This is a genomic window from Caballeronia sp. LZ008, assembly GCF_031451435.1.
In the GTDB taxonomy this organism is placed as follows: domain Bacteria; phylum Pseudomonadota; class Gammaproteobacteria; order Burkholderiales; family Burkholderiaceae; genus Caballeronia; species Caballeronia zhejiangensis.
Genome location: NZ_JARUXK010000001.1, coordinates 1,254,832 through 1,273,481 on the forward strand (window position 1 = coordinate 1,254,832; position 18,650 = coordinate 1,273,481).

Sequence of the window (18,650 nt, forward strand, 5' to 3'; positions counted from 1 at the left end):
TGCCGCGTCGGCGGCGTCGAGTGTCTCGGGAGCCGCCGCCGCGAGCAAAGCGGCGGCGCAGAGCGTCAACACGGCGACCGACGCGCTCACAAGCGCCAAAGCGAGCGCAAGTTCGCTCTCGACGAGCGCCGGCGGGTTGCTTTCCAAATGACAATTTTCGGAGCGCCCCTCGGAAGAGTGATCCTTAACTCGCCAACTGCATGCTCAGGCAGACGAATTCGGCTGGCCCGCTGTAGCCCGCTACGCGCGAGCATTGCAACTTCATGAAGTGAGCGATGCCGGCGCTGATTCACAGCGATGTCGAGCCGCTGTCGAAACGTGAGCCTGATCGCATTACCGTATAACCTGATTTCGTTGCCTTGCCTGGTGAGTTTGGGCCAACCGAAACTGAGAAATGGCTTCCAACCGAGATATGGAAGTCATGAAGCAGAGCCGATTCACGGAAGAACTGATGGTCACGATGCTGCGCGAGACAAACAAGGCGTCGGTCGTAGGTGGCTGAGAAACCCGCTGTGTCCGCAATGCTCGCAGACGACACATTCGCTGTCGCGCAGGCAGCGTCCGTCGTGTTCGGTTTCTGGGGGCGCAATCAGCCTGGTCAGTCAGGCTTTTCGCATCAACGTCGTCCTCGACTTCCAAACCCCAAGTCGCATTTCCACTCCTTCACGACCAACGCAGACATCGCGCCTTCCCCCACGCGTGCGAAAATCTCCTCCACACCCACCATCTTCGCTTCAAGCACGCCAAAGGACCCGTCCATGGACATTCCCCACGTTCTGCAAGCCATCGCGCATCAGGAGCACACGCTCGTGTTCCCGCAATTTCACTCGGAACACGCGTGGCAAATCGGTTCGCAATTGCGCGAGATGGCGCTGGCGCGCGATGCGGCCATCGTCATCGATGTGCGTACCTTCGGGCGCCAGCTTTTCTACGCAGCGCTCGACAACACCACACCCGACAACGCGCGCTGGGTCGAGCGCAAGTCGCGCACGGTCGAGCATTTCCGCCGCAGTTCGTATGCGATCGGCCTCACGCTGCAACAGGCCGGCACGACGCTCGCGGACAAGTACACGCTCGATCCCAAAGCGTTCGCGACGCACGGCGGCGCATTCCCGCTGCGCGTGCAGGGCGCGGGCGTGATCGGTTCCGTCGCGGTGTCGGGACTTCCGCAGCGCGACGACCATCAGCTTGTGGTCGAAGCACTATGCGCCGTGCTCGGCCAGAACTTCGGCGACCTGTCTCTCGGACGCGACTAAAAGAGAGCCCCGACGCCGATGCGCTCAACCGCTTATGTGCTTCTCGCCATCGCGATCGTCGCCGAAGTCATCGCGACTTCCGCGCTGCGCGCCTCCGATGGCTTCACGCGCGCGCTGCCCGCCGCGATCGTCGTGGCCGGATACGGGTTGTCGTTCTATCTGCTGTCGCTGACGCTGCGCGCGTTGCCGGTCGGCATCGTGTATGCGGTGTGGTCGGGCGCGGGCATCGTGCTCATCACGCTCGTCGCGGCGCTGCTCTTCAAACAGACGCCCGATCTGCCCGCGATGCTCGGCATGGGTCTCATCGTCGCCGGCGTGGTCGTGCTCAACGCCTTCTCGAAGATGAGCGCGCATTGATGCGCTCTACTTGCAACGCACGATCATCGAACGGTTCTTGACGTTCGCGGAGACCACGTTGCTGATGCCGCCGCCGGTCGGGCCGCCTTCCTCGTTGTCCTTCGACACGATGTCGTAACCGGTCGCGCCGCATTTCTTGCCGGCGAGCACGTAGCAGCTCGCCCAGCTCGATCCGGCGTCGGCGCCGCTGCAGTTGACCGCGTAGCCGGTCTGTCCATCGGGCAGATTGATGAGCGATGCTTCGTTCGACGACGCGCACGCGCCGAGAGCCGAGATCGCGACGACAGCGCCGAGCGTCGCGACGCGTGCGGAGATACGGCGCAAGCGCCGACCGGATTCCTTCATCTTTACCTCGTGAGAGCGAATTGCGATGCGCGCCGCAGTGCCTCGAGCTTCGCGGCGAGGGCGCGTTTTTTGAGAGACGCATTGTCCCATACGCGCCTTACGCGACACGTAAGCGGTTGTTAGCGCAACCCGCGCGGGCGCGATGCTTGCGATCAAACCGTGAGAGCGCCCGTATGCGCGTCAAGCCGCCCGATGAACTATTTTCCGGATCGCGCGCCTTATTCATCTGGCGTTTCGGTTGAAATTGCCGCCGATATCGGCGAAAACCGGCGCATGCGCGGCCAATTGAACGGAGGCAAAACCATGGCAGAACGAGTCACGGGGCCATATCGTGGGTATTACATCAGCGCTTCGGCGCGGCTCGTGCAGTCGCACGGCGAAAACGACGGTGAAGCGCCGATCTATGTCGGCTCGGTGAGCCTCGCGCGCGGCGGCCCGGACGATGTCCATCGTTTCGAAGCGCTCGTCGATCTCGGTCCCGAGCGGCGCTTCGCAACCGAAGACGAGGCGCTCGCACACGTCGAGCAGGCCGCGCGCGAATACATCGACCGCTTGCTGCAATCGACGTAATGCGCCCCGTTCATCTTCGACATACCGTGCTGTACGACGTCGCGAACAGCCTGATCGATCTGTTTCCGAGCGGCGCGGACGTCGCGGAAATCGGCGCGGAGCCGACGCCGGCGCTTTTCGTGAGCTGGCGCACGGGCGGCGTGGCGAATCATCCGGGCAATGTCGCGTGGGGCGTGCATTACCGATTCGACGCGCAAGTGTTGCGCGACTATCCGCATCTGTCGCTGGATGCGCGTCAACGCGTGTGCGACCGCGTGCGCGAAATGAGCCGGCTGCTCGACTTCAACTATGCCGATCCGCTTGCAAGCTCGCTGCTCGTCGTCGATGTCGACGAATCCGTGCTTGCGGCATGAGCGGCGCGGCGCTGGACCGCGCGGCGCGAGCGCGAGTACCATAGTCGCCGAATCGATTCGTGCGATCGTTCGCGGCGCCGCGAGCGGACCCGCATCGAACGCAGCGATAGAAGTGAATTCAGCGCTTGAACGTCTTCAGCAACGAGACAATCATGAATATCCGATTCCTTCCGGACGCGCCCGATTACCGCGATTCCAACCTGACCGTCGAGTTCGCCGCGATCGTAGATGGCCGGCGCGTGCCGTGCGCCATTTCGGTCGAAGCGCTCGAAGATCACTTCGGCGCGCAGACCTATGACAGCGCCGGCTGGATCGACGCATTCGATGCGGGCCGCACGCGCATCGAAGCGGTCGCGCGGGAGCATCTGCGCGTGACCAACGGCATGCCCGTGCTCCTGAAAAGCGGACACTTTCCGCCGGGGCGCGTCACCGTCTGACGCACCTTCGTTCATCTCTTACACGGCGCGATGTAAGACCTGCATCGCGCCGCCTCTTTATTCGCGCGGGACACGCCGCGCCTCCTTCCGCGTGATCGCGCAACGGAGTACCATCCATCTATTCGCCGCACGCGATGCGATTCGCTCGGCACATTACTTGCTCAACGCCATGCGCTTGGGCGGTCAAATATAAAAATCGCGCGGGGTCGTCATGCTTCAATCCTTTCTTCACTCACTTGTCGAGTCCAATGCGCTATGGCTCATCTGGGCAGCCGTTGGTGTGCTGATTCTTGCGCTGTGCATCGTGTTCGCGTCGGTCGTGCTGCGCGACTCGGACGAGCCGCTTTATCGCGCGGCTTCGCGACGGGACGACGACGGCAAGATGACCGTCTGAGCGCGCGCCCGCGCGTCGCAATTTGACTTCGAAAGAGGCGGTGCCGACAATGCCTCGCATGGGTTCGCAAGAGCGCCGCACGGAGCAAAGACGCGAGCAGCGCGAGGCGCTGCGCGAGCGCATACTCGAGGTCTCGCGCGAGATCGTGAAGCGCGAAGGCTTTGCATCGCTATCGATGAGAAAGCTGGCCGAGGCGATCGATTATTCGCCCGCCGCGCTCTATCTTCACTTCAAGAGCCGTGGCGATATCGCGCGGGCGTTGCGCGTGGAAGGGCACGCGAGTCTGCGCGACGCGTTCCTCGCCCATACATCGATTGCAGATCCGGCCGCGCGCCTGAACGCGATGGGCCGCGCGTATGTCGAATTCGGGCTGGCCGAGCCCGAGACGTATCGGCTGATGTTCATGGAGCACACGGATTCCGCGCAGGCAGTCGCCGAGGCCCAGCGTAAAGGCGACGATCACGCGACGGAGCAAGGCGCGGCGACGCTTTCGCTGATCGCGGACGCGTTCGCCGAATTGCGTGCCGCCGACCGGCTGCCCGCGCACGCCGCGCCGCTCGCGTGCGCGGAAGGCCTGTGGGCGAATCTGCATGGCATCGTCGCGCTGAAGCTGACCGGCGCGGCGCTGCCCGAGACGCCGGCCACGACGCTCGTCGAGTTGTCGCTCGACGCGTGGTTCGCGCCGGCCAACCGAACCGAACCTCGATTCATCTCAGCGAATCGACCCGACACTTCAACACGATGACCACCGAAGACATCCGTATCGACACCGCCAACGGCATCGGCTTCATTGCGCTCGATCGTCCGAAGGCACTCAACGCGTTGACCCCGCCGATGCTGCGCGCGATCAGCGAGGCTTTGCGCGCGTGGCGCCACGATCAGGCGATCCGCGCCGTCATCGTCTATAGCCCGCACGTGCGCGCGTTTTGCGCGGGCGGCGATATCCGCTTTCTGTACGAGTCCGCGCAGGCGGGCGACCGGGCGGCGATCGACGCGTTCTTCACCGACGAATACAAGCTCAATCACGCGATCTTCACGTTCCCGAAGCCGTATGTCGCGGTCGTGAACGGCGTCGTGATGGGCGGCGGCATGGGCATCTCGCAGGGCGCGCATCACACGGGCGGCCTGCGCGTCGTCACGCAATCGACGAAGATGGCGATGCCCGAGACGCGCATCGGTCTCTTTCCCGATGTCGGCGTGAGCTGGTTCCTCGCGCGCACGCCGGGCGCGATCGGCCGTTATCTCGCGGCGACGGGCGCGAGCCTTTCCGCCGCGGACGCGCTGTACGCCCGCATGGCGGACGCTTATCTCGACGACGGCGCGCTGCCGGGCCTCATCGAATCGCTCAGGCATCAGCGCTTTCTCGATGGCGTCGAGATCGTGCGCTTCGTGCAGAACGAAACGACGAAGTACAAGGTCGCGCCGATTCCCGAAAAGGGCGAGCTGGCCGCCGCGCGCACGATGATCGACAAGCACTTCGCGGCGGGCAACGGCGCGTCGATCCTCGCGTCGCTCGAACGCGAGGCGGACATCGGCAACGACTGGGCGAAACGCACGGCCGCCGAGCTGCGCGAGCGCTCGCCGCTGTCCGTCGATGTAGCGTTGCAGCAGGTCGATCGCGCGAAATTCTCGACGATGGCCGAGACGCTGCGCCGCGATCTCGATCTGACGCGCACGATGTTCGAGCGCGGCGATGTGCTGGAAGGCATCCGCGCGCGCATCGTGGACAAGGACAACGAGCCGCGCTGGAAGATCGCGCGCGCCGAGGATGTGAACGCCGCCGATGTCGATCGCATGTTCGAAAGCGCGTGGACGCCCGCGGCGCATCCGCTGCGGCTGTTGAAGGACTGACGCTGTGAAAAGCGGCCCGCGCGGGCCGCTTTCGTTTCCGGCGGCGGGTCAGTGCGGCTCGTGACCCGCCATGAACGCGCGCATGAAGACGAGCGCGCCCCAGCCCCAGATCGCATTGGCGATGAAGTTCGGCGCGAGACGCGGCAGCATGTTGCCGCTCGGCCAGATGCCGCGGGCCGGATCGATGACGAATACGCCGACGGCCGTCAGCACGATGCCGCCGAACACGAGTGCGCCGATCCAGGGCGCGCTGCGCTCGGGCGCGACGCGCAGCAGCCACGCCATCAGCACGCCGAAGATCGAACTCCACAGCGCATTCGCGATGAATTCCGGGATGCCGAGCGGAACAAACGGTGCGGTGGAAAAGCCGGCCGGATCGACGAGACCCGCTGCGTGCAACAGCGCCAGGGTCGATTCGCGAAAAAAGAGTGCGGCGAGAAAACCGGAAACGAACGGCAGAATGACTTTTTGCATTGGCTAGACCGCTTGGAGCATGAGCACGCGGTAGGCTCCGATTATCGTGACGAGCGCCATTATAGTGGCGTCGCGCGTGCTTCCAGCGCGGGTTCGGGGCCGTTGCGGGTTATTTCGCGATCGCGTCGCTCGCGGGGCTGTGATGCAGCATGCGATCGCTGTTCTGCGGTGGATTCGGGCGCTTCACCGGCATGTTGTCGGGATTGTCGGGGCGGGTGGCGCTCGCGGACGGCGCGCCGGGTGCGCCCGGCGGCTTGACCATTGAGGCACTCTCGTCGGGGCGCGCGGTCTGGGCTTGGGTCGCGAAGGTCGTGGCGAGGAGAAGGGCGGCTGTTGCGAGGTGATGTCGGGACATGATGAGTCTCCGCCAAGGGGAGACTTTCGATGTGCACGGCGCGTGCCCGAGGGCCGTCCGAATCAGAAGCCGCAAAGCAAAAAGCCCAGTCATTCGACTGGGCTTTTTGCATGAATTCTCGGTGGGGTGGCTGATGGGACTCGAACCCACGACGACAGGAATCACAATCCTGGACTCTACCAACTGAGCTACAGCCACCACTGTTACCGCGATCTCGACTGCTTCAAAACCGCTGCAGCAATCAAGAAGCGAGATTATACGAACAATGATTGCGCTTGCCTAGTCCCTTTTAGCATCTTTTTCCGACGGCCACGCATCATGCATCGAGCGCTTCCACCGCCTCGCGTAGGTGAGCCCGCGCTTCATCGAAAATCGTCAGATCGCCCTTCGCGAGACGGCGATTGTCGGACAGTACGCGACGCCATCCGCGCGCGCCGGCCACGCCGCGATACAGCCCGAGCGCATGCCGCGTCACCGCGCCGAGATACGTGCCGCGCGTCAGTTCGCCGCGTGCATAGTCGATGAGTCCCGCCTCGATTTCTTCGCGCGACGGAACCGGCGTATCCGCGCCGTAAAAGCGTGTGTCGACGCCGGCGAGCACGTACGGATTGTGATAAGCCTCGCGCCCGAGCATCACGCCGTCGACGTGCTTGAGATGCTCCTCGACTTCATCGAGCGTCTTGATGCCGCCGTTGATCGAAATCTCAAGTTGCGGAAAGTCGCGCTTCAACCGATACGCATATTCGTACTTGAGCGGCGGAATCTCGCGATTCTCCTTCGGGCTCAAGCCTTTGAGGATCGCGTTGCGCGCGTGCACGATGAACACTTCGCAGCCGGCATCGGCGATCGTGCCGACGAAATCGCGCACGAACTCATATTCCTCGACGGTGTCGACGCCGATGCGATGCTTGACCGTTACCGGAATCGACACCGCGTCGCGCATCGCTTTCACGCAATCCGCGACGAGCTGCGGCTCCTTCATCAGACAAGCGCCGAACGCGCCGCGCTGCACGCGCTCGGAAGGGCAGCCGCAATTCAGGTTGATCTCGTCGTAGCCCCATTGCTCGCCGAGCTTCGCGCTTTTCGCGAGATCGGCCGGCTCGCTGCCGCCGAGCTGCAGCGCAACGGGCGCTTCGGCGGGTGTGAACGCGAGATGCCGCGCGACATCGCCGTAGAGCAGCGCGCCCGTCGTCACCATCTCCGTGTAGAGCCACGTATGACGCGATACCAGCCGATGCAGGGACCGGCAATGGCGGTCGGTCCAATCCATCATAGGAGCGACGGAGACGCGGCGGGGACTGATCTTCGATACGGCTGACATGGGCGACGGCGGCCGCACCTTCATGCGAACCGCTTGAATTTCAAGGGGAATCCGCGATTTTACCGCAGCGCGGCAGTTTGTTCGCGCCGGCTGACCGTTTCGCCCGCGCAAACGTCAGCCGCCTTCGTCCAACAATGCTAGGATTTCGAGATCAACCCAACGACGGCATCGGAGGCAGACATGGCTACTTTGGCGATCGACGGTGTGCGCTGGGTCAACGACCGCGTGACCAGCGTGCGCTGGGGCAGTTTCGATCCGGCCACGAACGACTGGGCCGCGCCCACCACCATCGTGGATGTCCAGCAGGTCGTGGACGCCATCAAGAGCGGCAAGGAAGTCCGCACGCTCTTCAAGCTCGGCGGCCGCGCCTTCCTCGGCCCGAAAGTCAGCGCGCTGCCTTACACGAACGGACACATCGGCATCGAAGCGCGCGTGCAGGACGGTCAGATCGAGAAATCGCTCGAAGACTTGCCCGCCGTCTGACGATGCCGTTGATGCAGTCGAGCGCTCGCGGAGAAGCCCGTTGAACCGGCAACAGGCGCTCCGGTTCGAAACCGAATTCATGCCGCGCATCGTGGAACGTGTGACGCGCGTCGTCGATCACGGCGTGCGCGTCGACATCCTCGGCTACGAAAGCCCGGCCGTGCCGACACGTCTGCATGTCAGCGCCGAACGTGCACCGCGACAGGGCGATGAACATCGGCGCGTTTATCCGTATCCGCTGAACGTATTTCTGACCTGGGACGACGACGAGATCGAACGGCTGATGGGCGCGGGCGGCGAGGCTCGATTCCTGCGTTATCTCGACGCCATCGGCGCGAAGCTCGACGCGTGGCAGGGCGCGCGCGAGGTCGATCTCGCGACGCGCTCGCAGGCGGAACCGTCGGTGCTCTTCGGCGGTCTCGATTTCGAAGCCTGAAGGCGGCCGGCTGCCGCCCGTTAGCGCCCGTTCAGCCGACGCATCGCATCGCCGGTCGATACGCGTCTCGCGCGGCCGGCAGGGCGCATCAACTTGAACGAGGAGGTCGGTATGGCATCGTCGAATGAAGGCGATCTGCGCGCATTCGTGCAGACCGCGGAGCAGGCGGGCGGTTTCGTCTGGGTCATCACGCTCGTCGATTTCGCGGCGCGCGAGGTCAAGCGCGCGCTGGTTTCCGAAGAGAATTTCTCCACCGCCGACGCCGCCCGCGACGCCGGCAACGATCGCCTGAAAGGCATGTCGAACGACCGCTGACGAAGCGTTCAGGCGCGCGGCCCGCTCACTTCGTCGCGATCACCATCGACTCCGCGCCGACGAGCGGTTCGACGCGCGCCGTCGCGAATCCCGCTTGCCGCATCCACGCGCAGCATTGCGCGCCGGTGTAGTCGAAGCCGCCGGGCGTTTCGATCAGCATGTTGAGGCTCATCAGAAGCCCGAAGGCATTCTGACGGCGCTCATCGTCGATGATCGCGTCGTACACGATCAACGCGCCGCCCGCCGGCAACGCCGCATGACACTTCGCGAGCAGTTCGAGCTTCTGCGGCAGATCCCAGTCGTGCAGGATGTGCCCCATCACGAGCACATCCGCCGACGGGCACGGCTCCTTGAAGAAATCGCCGGGATAAAAGCGCAGCCGGTCTTGGAGTCCGTGCGCGGCGACGTACGCGTCGAAGACCGGACCCACCACCGGCAGATCGAAGCCGCCGCCCGTCAGATGCGGATGCGCAAGCGCCACCTGCACCGGCAACGCGCCCTGCGCCGCGCCGATATCGATGAACGTGCGGTACTCGCTCCACGGGAACTGTCGCGCGATCGCGTGCGCCGCGCCCATGCTGACGCCGCTCATCGCCTGGAGAAAGCCGCGCAGACGTGCCGGGTCGCTATAGAGCGTCTCGAAGACGTTGCCGCCGTGCTTCGATTCGTTCTGCGGCAGGCCGGTGCGCAGCGCCTCCGTGAGCGAACCCCAGAACGGATAGAGGCGCGCGTTCGCCATTTCCAGCAATCCGCCGACATATGAAGGCTTGTTGCGATCCAGGAAGAAATCGGCGTCGTCGGCGTTCGCGTAGAAGCCGCCCTCGCGCGAGAGCAGGTTGAGCGCGACGAGCGTATCGAGGAAATCCAGCGCGCCCCGCGGATGCAGTGCCAGCGCCTGCACGAGATCGTCGGCCGTTCGCGGGCCGGTCGCCAGTTGCGTGAACACGCCGAGTTCGACCGCCGAAAGCAGCGTCTTCGACGCCCAGAACGCCATCCCCATTTGCAGCAGCCGCTCGGGATTGGGCTGTGCGCCGCGTTGCGCGTCTTGCATGATGCGCCTCCTGTCGGGAAGGAACTGCGTAACTCTAGGAGGCGATCGCGTTCGCTTCAAGGCGCATCTGTGGGGCGCCTCACTCAGACAAAAACTCGTTCGACGATATCGAACGAGTGCGCCGGCCGCGTCGTACGGAAAAGGGCGCATGCCCGACCATAATGCCTTCACACCCTGCAACGTTCACAAGGAGAACGTCATGAAACGCTTCGAAGGCAAGACAGTTCTGATCACTGGCGGCAACAGCGGCATCGGTCTCGCGGCAGCGCAGGCGTTTGCTGCGGAAGGCGCGCGCGTCGTCATCACCGGCCGCGATGAAAGCGCGCTCGCGACGGCACGCGAGTCGCTCGGCGCGAACGCCATCGCGATCCGCAACGTGGCGGGCACGGTAAGCGCTGCGCGCGAACTGGCGCAAGCATTGACCGACGCGAACATCCGGCTCGATGCGATCTTCGTGAACGCGGGCGTCGCCACCTTCGGGCCGTTCACGGACATCGACGAAAAAGCGTGGGACGAAACCTTCGCGATCAACGTGAAAGGACCGTACTTCCAGATCCAGTCGCTCGTGCCCTTGCTGAACGAACGCGCGTCGATCGTGCTGAACGGTTCGATCAACGCGCATATCGGCATGCCGATGTCATCGGTCTATGCGTCGAGCAAGGCGGCGCTCGTGTCGCTCGCAAAGACGCTGTCGGCGGAATTGCTGCCGCGCGGCGCGCGCGTGAACGTCGTGAGTCCCGGTCCGGTCTCGACGCCGCTCCACGACAAGCTCGGCCTCATCGATGAAGCCGCCGCGCAGCTTCAAAGCCAAATTCCGCTCGGCCGCTTCGGCAAGTCGAGCGAAGTGGCGGCGACGGTGCTGCATTTGGCGTCGCCGGAATCGGGTTTCATCGTCGGCACGGAGATCATCATCGACGGCGGCATGAGCCAGCTTTGAGCCGATGGCCGAGTTGCACCCTCAACGCATCTGGGGCTGCAACTCGCCCCAGTTGACGAGAATCTGCTGGATGCTGCGCGCGTAGGCGTCGCGATGTTTCGGCGATTCGGAGTGATACGCGCCGATCGCGCGCCATGTGTTGCCGTGCTTCACCATCTTCTGCTTGAGCAGCCAGGCGGCGACGAACACGTTGACGCACGGATCGGCGAGCGCGCGATGCGGAATGCCCTGACGCGCGAGATCGGGAAAATGGATCGAGTTGATCTGCAGTTGGCCGATATCGATCGAGCCGTTGGCGTTGCGGTTGAGCGCGGCCGCGTCGCCTTTCGATTCGCGCCAGGCGACCGCGCGCAGCACAAGCGGATTGACGCCCTGATAGGCGCCGGCCTGTTCGAAGCAATCGTCGGCGTGAGCGGCGCGCGGCGCGAGCGACGCGGCGAGCAGCGCGCAGGCGGCCAGCGCCGCGCAAAACGGACGGAACATGGAACGTGGCTCCTTCGATTACGGCGCGAGCGCGATGTCGATGCGGCGCTCGACGTCTTTCATATACGTGCGCGACTCGTCGGACACCACGAGACGCGGCTCGGGTCCGTTGCATTTGCAATCGGCGACGCGGCGCGTTTTCTTCGCTTTCTTGCTCGCGGATCTGGCAGGCGCATCGTCTTCTTCGCCGCTGGAAGGCGGAAGCATCGCGAGCGTCGGCAGCGGCGGATAGACCTTCTGCGCGGCAGGTCCGAGCGCCGCGAGCGTTTGCACGGACGCGGGCGCGCTCACGTCGAACGGACCGGCGGCGGCGTGCATCGAAAACAGCGCAGTCGCGAGGATGAGAAATGGGCGCATCGCGTCAGCCTCCCTGCGTCGGCTTGATGGACACGCTGTACGGCTGGCGCGCGCCGGCGGTCAGGTTTTCGAGACTGAGCTTGACCGCATGTCGCGCGGGAATGCCTTTCCAGATCGCCTGATTGAGATAGGGAAAGTCCTGCGCGAGCGCGGTGACGAGAATGGTCGTCGGCTGCTTTTGAGCGGCTGCGAGCGCGCCCGCTTTGGCGAGGATCGCGGTGAGTTGCGGGTCGCGGGCGCCGAGCGCGTCAGCGGGAATCTCGAAGCGGATGATCTCGGCGGAAGCCGCCGGTTTTTCGATCTGAGCCGTATTGGCGGCCGGCATCGGCGCGCAGCCGGTCACGGCGAGCGCGACGGCGATGGCAAAAAGTGACGCTGCCCACTTCACTGGCATCTCCTGATTGGGTCATGGCGATATGCGAGTTGTCGGCGCGCACGGGCGCGACTTGATAGCCGCGCGCAAACGTTTCGCCAAATAGGAAGACTTGACTCAGAATTTGCCGATTCGGGGAATCGGATCGCGCGGACGTCGGTAATAGATGCCGCGACCTTGCCGTGGTGACGCTTCGATCAGATGCGCCACCACGCGCCGATGCTCGGCTCGGCATCGAGGGCGCGGAGAAAATCTTCGGCGAAGGCGTCGGCGGTGAGTTGCCGCTCGGGCGTGCCGTCGGGGAAATCGTGCGGATTCTTCAGGCCGCGCGCGTGGCGGAGGACGGCAACCGTTTCGGTCAGGGCGGAGAGGGCGTCGAGCGTGTGCGAGTTCATACCGCGGATTACGGCAGGCGCGGCGAAGGCTTGAGCCTTTCCGTCATAAAACCTTCACGCCTTCGGCTTGCGATGCCCGGAAACGAGCGCGCCGGCGTCCTTCGCGAGCCCGAACAGATCGACGACGCCGACGAGCCCCACGAACCCGACGATCAGAAACGCGACGCTGAAATCCTCCGGTCCGATGGAATGGGCATCGTGGCCGTGGATCCATTCGCCGATGCGCAGCGCGATTGCGCCGGCCGCCACGCCGATGCCCATCGTCATCTGGAAGAGCGTGCTCGATAGCGCCGACGCGCCGCTCATCTGCGCTTTCGGCACGTCGGCGAAGGAAAGCGTGTTGAGCGCCGTGAACTGCAGCGAACGCGACAGGCCGCTCGCGAACAGCACGGCGACGATCACGAACGTGGGCGTCGAGGGCGTGAGCAGGCTCATCGCGGCAAGCGAGAGCGCGGCGAGCACGCCGTTTACGATCAGCACCGGCCGGAAGCCGAACCGACGCATCACGGGCGTCGTGACGAGCTTCATCGACAGATTGCCCGCGAACACCGCGAGCGTGAGCAGGCCCGAATCGAACGCGTTCATGCCGAAGCCGACCTGGAACATCAGCGGCAGCAGGAACGGCGCGGCGCTGATCGCGATCCGAAAGAGCGAGCCGCCGCCCATCGCCACGGCGAAGGTCTTCACCTTCAGCGCCGACAGATCCACGACCGGATGCGCCGCGCGCCGCAGATGCCGCCACGACGCGATGCCCGCGACGACGCCTACCGCCACCAGCGCGCCGACGAAGCGCCAGTCCACGTCGCTGCGTCCGATCAGTTCCATCGCGTAGAGCAGCGTCGTGCACGCGATGCCGCACAGCGCGAAGCCCGGCAAGTCGAAGCGCCGCGTCGCATCCTCGCGTTCGTTGCCGATGTAGCGCAGCGTCAGCAGCAAGCCGATCAGCCCGAGGGGCACGTTGAGATAGAAGATCCAGCGCCACGAAGAATACGTCGTGATGAAGCCGCCGAGCGGCGGGCCGATCACCGGCGCGACGAGACCCGGCCACGTGATGATCGCGATGGCGCGCATCAGGCCCTCCTTGGGCGTCGCGCGCAAGACGGCCAGGCGCCCGACGGGCACCATCATCGCGCCGCCGATGCCCTGCAACACGCGCGCGGCGGCGAACGCGGGCAAGGTCGAGGTCGTCGCGCACAGCACGGACGCGGCCGTGAACACCGCGATCGCGCTCGCGAACACGGTGCGCAGGCCGAAGCGGTCGGCGGCCCAGCCGGAAATCGGGATGAACACGGCGAGCGTTAGCAGATACGCCGTGATGCCGAGGCTCATGTCGGCGGGATGCACGTTGAACGAGCGCGCCATCTGCGGCAAGGCGGTGGCGATGATCGTGCCGTCGAGGTTCTCCATGAAGAAGGTCGCCGCGACGAGCATGACGATGAGCGACGAGCCTTTTGTCTTGCGATCGCGTGCTAACGGCATCGGTTGCGTGCTCCTGCCTGACGGGTTGGAAGCTTGCCATTCTAGCCGCGAGAGCAGAGCTTTCGCGCCTATGGTAGGTTTTGCGATTGCCGGAAAATCAGCCAGGCAGCCTGTCCGACAAAGCGCCTGCGGTCTCCCCACAGCGCGCAAACAACTCGTCAACAAGAGGAATGAGCAATGAAGTTTCGGAAACTCGGCGATTCGGGTATCGACGTCAGCCTGATCGGGCTCGGCACCATGACCTGGGGCGAGCAGAACACCGAAAGCGAAGCGCACGAGCAGATCGATTACGCGCTCGCCCAAGGCGTGAATCTCATCGACGCCGCCGAGATGTATCCGGTGCCGCCGCGCCCCGAGACGCAGGGCCGCACGGAGGAATACATCGGTACGTGGCTCGCGAAGCATCCGGCGAAGCGCGCCGATATCGTCCTCGCGACGAAAATCGCCGGGCCCGCGCGCCAGCCGCACAATCCGCGGCATATCCGCGGCGCGGGCAACCAGTTCGATCGCAAGAATCTGAACGAAGCCATCGACGGCAGCCTGAAGCGCCTGCAAACGGATTACGTCGATCTGTATCAGCTGCATTGGCCCGATCGCAGCACGATGACGTTCGGCCGATCCAGCTATCCCTATATCGACGATGAATACACGGTGCCGATCGAGGAAACGCTCGCGGCGCTCGCCGATCTCGTGAAGGCGGGCAAGATCCGTCATGTGGGCGTGTCGAACGAAACGCCGTGGGGTGTCGCGCAATTCCTGCGCGCGGCCGAAAAGGCGGGGCTGCCGAAAATCGTCAGCATTCAGAATCCGTACAGCCTCGTGAATCGCACTTACGAGCTCGGGCTGTCGGAGTTCACGCACAAGGAAGGCGTCGGGCTGCTCGCGTATTCGCCGCTCGCGTTCGGCTGGCTGTCGGGCAAGTACGAGGGCGGGGCGCGTCCGGCGGGCGCGCGCATCACGCTATTCGAGCGTTTCCAGCGCTACAGCAAGCCGCAGGCGATCGCCGCGATCACGTCGTACGTCGAACTGGCGAAACGCCACGGACTCACGCCGACGCAACTCGCGCTCGCGTTCGTCAACACGCGCCCGTTCACGACGAGCACGCTGATCGGCGCGACGTCGATGCCGCAGTTGAAGGAGAACATCGGTAGCGTGAACATCGAACTGTCGGACGAAATCCTGGCCGAAATCGAAGCGCTGCACGAGCGTCAGCCGAATCCGGCGCCCTGATTTCCTTCGCCGGCTCAAGCATTTGGCGAAGAATTGCATGCCTTTGCCGCGAATGTGTCAGCATTGACGTTCGCGTGCCCGTCGTTTATCGCTCTGTAATACCGGCCTAATTTTTGGCCCGTACTCTGCCGTAACGCCGCCCGAATCCCGCACCCGAGGATTCGCGGCGCGCTCCCGTGTCATTCGCGGTGCGGTGCTTTTCGTAAGGCACTGCACTTGCTCGATGGTCCTGGTTGCCCGCTGCGGCGCCCCTCGCCACAGCGCGCTCTTCGCAAAGGAGTCGTCGCTCATGTCTCAAGCAACACCTCAGGCCAAAGATCTCGATCGCCTCACGATCGACACCATCCGCACGCTCTCGATGGACGCCGTGCAGAAGGCCAATTCCGGCCACCCCGGCACGCCGATGGCGCTCGCGCCGGTCGCATTCCATCTGTGGCAGAACCATCTTCGTTACGATCCCGACGCGCCGCTATGGCCGAATCGCGACCGCTTCGTGCTGTCGGTCGGGCATGCGTCGATGCTGCTGTACTCGCTGTTGCATCTTGCCGGCGTGAAGGAGTTCGACGGCGACGGCAAGCCGACCGGCAAGCCCGCCGTGTCGATCGACGATATCAAGCAGTTCCGCCAGCTCGACAGCAAGACGCCGGGCCATCCGGAATACCGCATGACGACCGGCGTCGAGACGACGACCGGACCGCTCGGGCAGGGCCTCGGCAACAGCGTGGGCATGGCGATGGCCGCGCGCTGGAAGGAGAGCCGCTTCAACAAGGGCGACGACAAGCTCTTCGATTACCGCGTCTATGCACTGTGCGGCGACGGCGACATGATGGAAGGCGTGTCGCACGAAGCGGCGTCGCTCGCGGGGCATCTGCGGCTGTCGAATCTCATCTGGATCTACGACAGCAACACCATCACCATCGAAGGCCATACGGAGCTCGCCTACAGCGACGACGTGGAAGCGCGCTTTCACGGCTACAACTGGCACACGCTGCACGTCGACGACGCCAACGACGCGGACGCGCTCGAAGCGGCCATCAACAAGGCGAAGTCGCACACCGACAAGCCGACGCTGATCGTCGTGAAAAGCATCATCGGCTGGGGCGCGCCGAACAAGCAGAACACCGCGAGCGCGCACGGCGAGGCGCTCGGGGAGGAAGAGGTCAAGCTCGCGAAGAAGTTCTACGGCTGGCCGGAGGACAAGCAGTTCTACGTGCCCGACGGCGTCATGCAGCACTTCGCCGACGGCATGGGCGCGCGCGGCAAGAAGCTGCACGCCGAGTGGAAGCAGCGCTTCGACGCCTACGAGAAGGCCAATCCGGAACTCGCGAAAGAAGCGTGGCAGATGCTCGAAGGCAAGCTTCCCGACAACTGGGACGCGGACATCCCGACCTTCGAGGCGGACGCCAAGGGCCTCGCGACGCGCGATTCGTCCGGCAAGGTGCTGAATGCGATTGCGCCGCGCGTGCCTTGGCTGATCGGCGGCGCGGCAGACCTGTCACCATCGACGAAGACGAATCTGAAGTTCGAAGGCGCGGGCAGCTTCGAGCACGACAGCTACGGCGGACGCAATCTGCACTTCGGCATTCGCGAGCACGGCATGGGCGCAGTCTGCAACGGCCTCGCGCTGTCGGGCTTGCGTCCGTACGGATCGACGTTCCTGATTTTCAGCGACTACATGAAGCCGCCGATCCGCCTGTCCGCGATCATGGAAGTGCCGGTGATCTACGTGTTCACGCACGATTCGATCGGCGTCGGCGAAGACGGTCCGACGCATCAGCCGATCGAGCAGCTCGCCTCGCTGCGCGGCGTGCCGGGCCTGTGCACGCTGCGTCCCGCCGACGCGAACGAAGTCGCAGAAGCGTGGCGCGTCGCGCTGACGCATCGGAAGGAGCCGTCGTGCATCGTGCTGACGCGCCAGCCGCTGCCGACGTTCGACCGCAAGAAATACGCGTCCGCCGAAGGCGTGAAGCGCGGCGCCTACGTGCTCGCCGATACCGAAGGCGGCAAGAAGCCCGAGGTGCTGCTGCTCGCGACGGGCAGCGAAGTGTCGCTTTGCGTCGAGGCGTACGAGAAGCTGACAAGCGAAGGCGTCGCGGCGCGCGTCGTGTCGATGCCGTCGTGGGACATCTTCGAGAAGCAGGATCTCGCGTACAAGGAATCGGTGCTGCCGCCGGACGTGCATGCGCGCGTGTGCGTCGAGCAAGCCGCGACGCTCGGCTGGGACCGCTACGTCGGCCGCCTCGGATCGCAGATCGTCATGCACACGTTCGGCGCATCCGCGCCATTGAAGGCGCTGAAGACGAAGTTCGGCTTCACGCCCGAAGCGGTCTACGACGCCGCGAAGAAGCAGATCGAACGCGTGAAATCCAACGGGAAGGAGTGACCATCATGCAGATCGGCATCGTGGGACTGGGGCGCATGGGCGGCAACATCGGGCGGCGGCTCATGCGCGGCGGACATACGTGCGTCGTGTACGACCACAATCCGGAGGCCACCGAAGCGCTCGCGAGCGAAGGCGCGACGGGCGCGAAGGATCTCGGCGATCTCGTCGCGAAACTGACCGCGCCGCGCGTCGTCTGGCTGATGCTGCCGGCGGGGAAAATCACCGAAGACACGCTCAACGATCTGCACAAGATCCTCGGCGCGGACGACGTGATCATCGACGGCGGCAACAGCTTCTACAAGGACGATATCCGCCGCGCCGCGCAGTTGCGCGAGCAGGGCATCCATTACGTCGATGTCGGCACGTCGGGCGGCGTGTGGGGCCTGACGCGCGGCTACTGCATGATGATCGGCGGCGACGAGCCGGTCGTGCGCCGCATCGATCCGATTCTCGCGACGCTCGCGCCGGGACGCGGCGACATTCCCGCGACGCCGGGCCGCGAAGGACGCGATGCGCGCGTCGAGAACGGCTACATGCACTGCGGGCCGGTCGGGTCGGGGCATTTCGTCAAGATGGTGCACAACGGCATCGAATACGGACTGATGCAGGCCTATGCCGAAGGCTTTCACGTGCTCGAGCGCAAGGACTCGACGGAACTGCCGGAGAACGAGCGTTACTCGCTCGATCTCGCCGATATCGCGGAAGTGTGGCGTCGCGGCAGCGTGGTGTCGTCGTGGCTGCTCGATCTGACCGCGGGCGCGCTCGCGGGCGACGGCTCGCTCGATCGCTATTCCACCGAAGTCGCGGACAGCGGCGAAGGACGATGGACGATCGAAGCGGCAATCGAGGAAGCGGTGCCGGCGCAAGTGCTGTCGGCGGCGCTGTACACGCGGTTCCGTTCGCGCGATGCCGAATCGTTCCCGGAACGCATGTTGTCCGCGATGCGCTTCGGCTTCGGCGGGCATCACGAGTTTCCGGTGAAGTAGCGCGCTTTCCTTTTCGGCGATGTCAAAAC

General features: G+C 64.5%; 25 protein-coding genes and 1 tRNA gene. 15 read left to right on the top strand and 11 right to left on the bottom strand.

Annotated elements, in window-relative coordinates:
- The first annotated feature begins 758 nt into the window (after window positions 1-758).
- Together QCE49_RS05905 and QCE49_RS05910 are read left to right on the top strand one after the other, a co-directional pair.
- A complete protein-coding gene (locus QCE49_RS05905) occupies window positions 759-1,256 on the top strand; it encodes a heme-degrading domain-containing protein (RefSeq protein WP_034473617.1) in 498 nt (165 codons plus the stop codon).
- 18 nt (window positions 1,257-1,274) lie between these two features.
- Window positions 1,275-1,613, top strand: coding sequence for a multidrug efflux SMR transporter (locus tag QCE49_RS05910; protein WP_008349954.1), 339 nt, complete (start codon window positions 1,275-1,277; stop codon window positions 1,611-1,613).
- Between the two features lie 6 nt (window positions 1,614-1,619).
- Here the strand turns inward: QCE49_RS05910 and QCE49_RS05915 are convergent, their stop codons facing one another.
- On the bottom strand, window positions 1,620-1,958 hold the full coding sequence (locus tag QCE49_RS05915) for a hypothetical protein (RefSeq protein ID WP_008349952.1): 339 nt from the start codon (window positions 1,956-1,958) through the stop codon (window positions 1,620-1,622).
- Window positions 1,959-2,261: 303 nt separating this feature from the next.
- On the opposite strand from QCE49_RS05915, the gene QCE49_RS05920 reads away from it, so the two are divergent.
- The 6 genes from QCE49_RS05920 (at window position 2,262) to QCE49_RS05945 (ending at window position 5,563) form a co-directional block, all read left to right on the top strand.
- Entirely contained in the window at window positions 2,262-2,528 is a 267-nt protein-coding gene (locus tag QCE49_RS05920) for a hypothetical protein (protein ID WP_033535792.1), read from the top strand.
- Window positions 2,528-2,881 carry a hypothetical protein gene (locus QCE49_RS05925; protein WP_008349948.1) on the top strand — a complete coding sequence of 118 codons (354 nt, stop codon included), beginning with the start codon at window positions 2,528-2,530 and terminating at the stop codon, window positions 2,879-2,881. The genes QCE49_RS05920 and QCE49_RS05925 overlap by 1 nt, the downstream gene beginning before the upstream one ends.
- 152 nt (window positions 2,882-3,033) lie before the next feature.
- Window positions 3,034-3,318, top strand: a complete 285-nt coding sequence (locus QCE49_RS05930) for a DUF1488 domain-containing protein (RefSeq protein WP_008349946.1) — start codon at window positions 3,034-3,036, stop codon at window positions 3,316-3,318.
- A 211-nt stretch (window positions 3,319-3,529) separates the two neighbouring features.
- A complete protein-coding gene (locus QCE49_RS05935; protein WP_008349944.1) occupies window positions 3,530-3,712 on the top strand; it encodes a hypothetical protein in 183 nt (60 codons plus the stop codon).
- A gap of 49 nt (window positions 3,713-3,761) precedes the next feature.
- Window positions 3,762-4,457 carry a TetR/AcrR family transcriptional regulator gene (locus QCE49_RS05940; RefSeq protein ID WP_250459695.1) on the top strand — a complete coding sequence of 232 codons (696 nt, stop codon included), beginning with the start codon at window positions 3,762-3,764 and terminating at the stop codon, window positions 4,455-4,457.
- Window positions 4,454-5,563 (top strand): enoyl-CoA hydratase/isomerase family protein, encoded by a 1,110-nt coding sequence (locus tag QCE49_RS05945; protein ID WP_034473621.1) that lies wholly within the window; start codon window positions 4,454-4,456, stop codon window positions 5,561-5,563. The genes QCE49_RS05940 and QCE49_RS05945 overlap by 4 nt, the downstream gene beginning before the upstream one ends.
- 48 nt (window positions 5,564-5,611) lie before the next feature.
- Here QCE49_RS05945 and QCE49_RS05950 read toward each other — a convergent pair whose 3' ends face one another.
- The 4 genes from QCE49_RS05950 to dusA all read right to left on the bottom strand — a co-directional run bounded on the left by QCE49_RS05950 (window position 5,612) and on the right by dusA (window position 7,713).
- On the bottom strand, window positions 5,612-6,037 hold the full coding sequence (locus QCE49_RS05950; protein ID WP_008349938.1) for a hypothetical protein: 426 nt from the start codon (window positions 6,035-6,037) through the stop codon (window positions 5,612-5,614).
- 109 nt (window positions 6,038-6,146) lie between these two features.
- A complete protein-coding gene (locus QCE49_RS05955; protein WP_033535750.1) occupies window positions 6,147-6,392 on the bottom strand; it encodes a hypothetical protein in 246 nt (81 codons plus the stop codon).
- 122 nt (window positions 6,393-6,514) lie between these two features.
- Window positions 6,515-6,590: transfer RNA gene (locus QCE49_RS05960), tRNA-His, on the bottom strand.
- A gap of 118 nt (window positions 6,591-6,708) precedes the next feature.
- Entirely contained in the window at window positions 6,709-7,713 is a 1,005-nt protein-coding gene (dusA, locus tag QCE49_RS05965; RefSeq protein WP_250434634.1) for a tRNA dihydrouridine(20/20a) synthase DusA, read from the bottom strand.
- Between the two features lie 180 nt (window positions 7,714-7,893).
- On the opposite strand from dusA, the gene QCE49_RS05970 reads away from it, so the two are divergent.
- From QCE49_RS05970 to QCE49_RS05980, 3 genes are all read left to right on the top strand, one after another.
- On the top strand, window positions 7,894-8,196 hold the full coding sequence (locus QCE49_RS05970) for a hypothetical protein (protein ID WP_008349936.1): 303 nt from the start codon (window positions 7,894-7,896) through the stop codon (window positions 8,194-8,196).
- A gap of 40 nt (window positions 8,197-8,236) precedes the next feature.
- Complete coding sequence (locus QCE49_RS05975) at window positions 8,237-8,632, top strand: DUF5594 family protein (RefSeq protein WP_008349935.1); 396 nt, start codon at window positions 8,237-8,239, stop codon at window positions 8,630-8,632.
- 111 nt (window positions 8,633-8,743) lie between these two features.
- Window positions 8,744-8,947: a hypothetical protein gene (locus QCE49_RS05980; protein ID WP_008349934.1), complete on the top strand. Its 204-nt coding sequence runs from the start codon at window positions 8,744-8,746 to the stop codon at window positions 8,945-8,947.
- A 25-nt stretch (window positions 8,948-8,972) separates the two neighbouring features.
- On the opposite strand, the gene QCE49_RS05985 is transcribed toward QCE49_RS05980, so the two are convergent.
- Entirely contained in the window at window positions 8,973-9,998 is a 1,026-nt protein-coding gene (locus QCE49_RS05985; protein WP_008349933.1) for a methyltransferase, read from the bottom strand.
- 199 nt (window positions 9,999-10,197) lie between these two features.
- Here QCE49_RS05985 and QCE49_RS05990 point away from each other — a divergent pair, with 199 nt between their 5' ends.
- Complete coding sequence (locus tag QCE49_RS05990; protein ID WP_250459669.1) at window positions 10,198-10,935, top strand: SDR family oxidoreductase; 738 nt, start codon at window positions 10,198-10,200, stop codon at window positions 10,933-10,935.
- Window positions 10,936-10,956: 21 nt separating this feature from the next.
- On the opposite strand, the gene QCE49_RS05995 is transcribed toward QCE49_RS05990, so the two are convergent.
- The 5 genes from QCE49_RS05995 to QCE49_RS06015 all read right to left on the bottom strand — a co-directional run bounded on the left by QCE49_RS05995 (window position 10,957) and on the right by QCE49_RS06015 (window position 14,022).
- Window positions 10,957-11,418 carry a lytic transglycosylase domain-containing protein gene (locus QCE49_RS05995; RefSeq protein ID WP_250459671.1) on the bottom strand — a complete coding sequence of 154 codons (462 nt, stop codon included), beginning with the start codon at window positions 11,416-11,418 and terminating at the stop codon, window positions 10,957-10,959.
- Window positions 11,419-11,436: 18 nt separating this feature from the next.
- A complete protein-coding gene (locus QCE49_RS06000) occupies window positions 11,437-11,775 on the bottom strand; it encodes a hypothetical protein (protein WP_250459673.1) in 339 nt (112 codons plus the stop codon).
- 4 nt (window positions 11,776-11,779) lie between these two features.
- The gene (locus QCE49_RS06005; RefSeq protein ID WP_033535749.1) at window positions 11,780-12,169 is read right to left on the bottom strand and encodes a hypothetical protein; all 390 of its coding nucleotides are present in this window, start codon (window positions 12,167-12,169) and stop codon (window positions 11,780-11,782) included.
- 176 nt (window positions 12,170-12,345) lie between these two features.
- Complete coding sequence (locus tag QCE49_RS06010) at window positions 12,346-12,543, bottom strand: hypothetical protein (RefSeq protein WP_008349923.1); 198 nt, start codon at window positions 12,541-12,543, stop codon at window positions 12,346-12,348.
- A 54-nt stretch (window positions 12,544-12,597) separates the two neighbouring features.
- Window positions 12,598-14,022 carry an MFS transporter gene (locus tag QCE49_RS06015; protein WP_175980090.1) on the bottom strand — a complete coding sequence of 475 codons (1,425 nt, stop codon included), beginning with the start codon at window positions 14,020-14,022 and terminating at the stop codon, window positions 12,598-12,600.
- Window positions 14,023-14,199: 177 nt separating this feature from the next.
- Here QCE49_RS06015 and QCE49_RS06020 point away from each other — a divergent pair, with 177 nt between their 5' ends.
- The 3 genes from QCE49_RS06020 (at window position 14,200) to gnd (ending at window position 18,621) form a co-directional block, all read left to right on the top strand.
- Window positions 14,200-15,252 (top strand): NADP(H)-dependent aldo-keto reductase, encoded by a 1,053-nt coding sequence (locus tag QCE49_RS06020; protein WP_244808047.1) that lies wholly within the window; start codon window positions 14,200-14,202, stop codon window positions 15,250-15,252.
- A gap of 289 nt (window positions 15,253-15,541) precedes the next feature.
- Window positions 15,542-17,635, top strand: a complete 2,094-nt coding sequence (gene tkt, locus QCE49_RS06025; RefSeq protein WP_250459675.1) for a transketolase — start codon at window positions 15,542-15,544, stop codon at window positions 17,633-17,635.
- A 5-nt stretch (window positions 17,636-17,640) separates the two neighbouring features.
- On the top strand, window positions 17,641-18,621 hold the full coding sequence (gene gnd / locus QCE49_RS06030) for a phosphogluconate dehydrogenase (NAD(+)-dependent, decarboxylating) (RefSeq protein ID WP_244808049.1): 981 nt from the start codon (window positions 17,641-17,643) through the stop codon (window positions 18,619-18,621).
- Window positions 18,622-18,650: the final 29 nt, after the last annotated feature.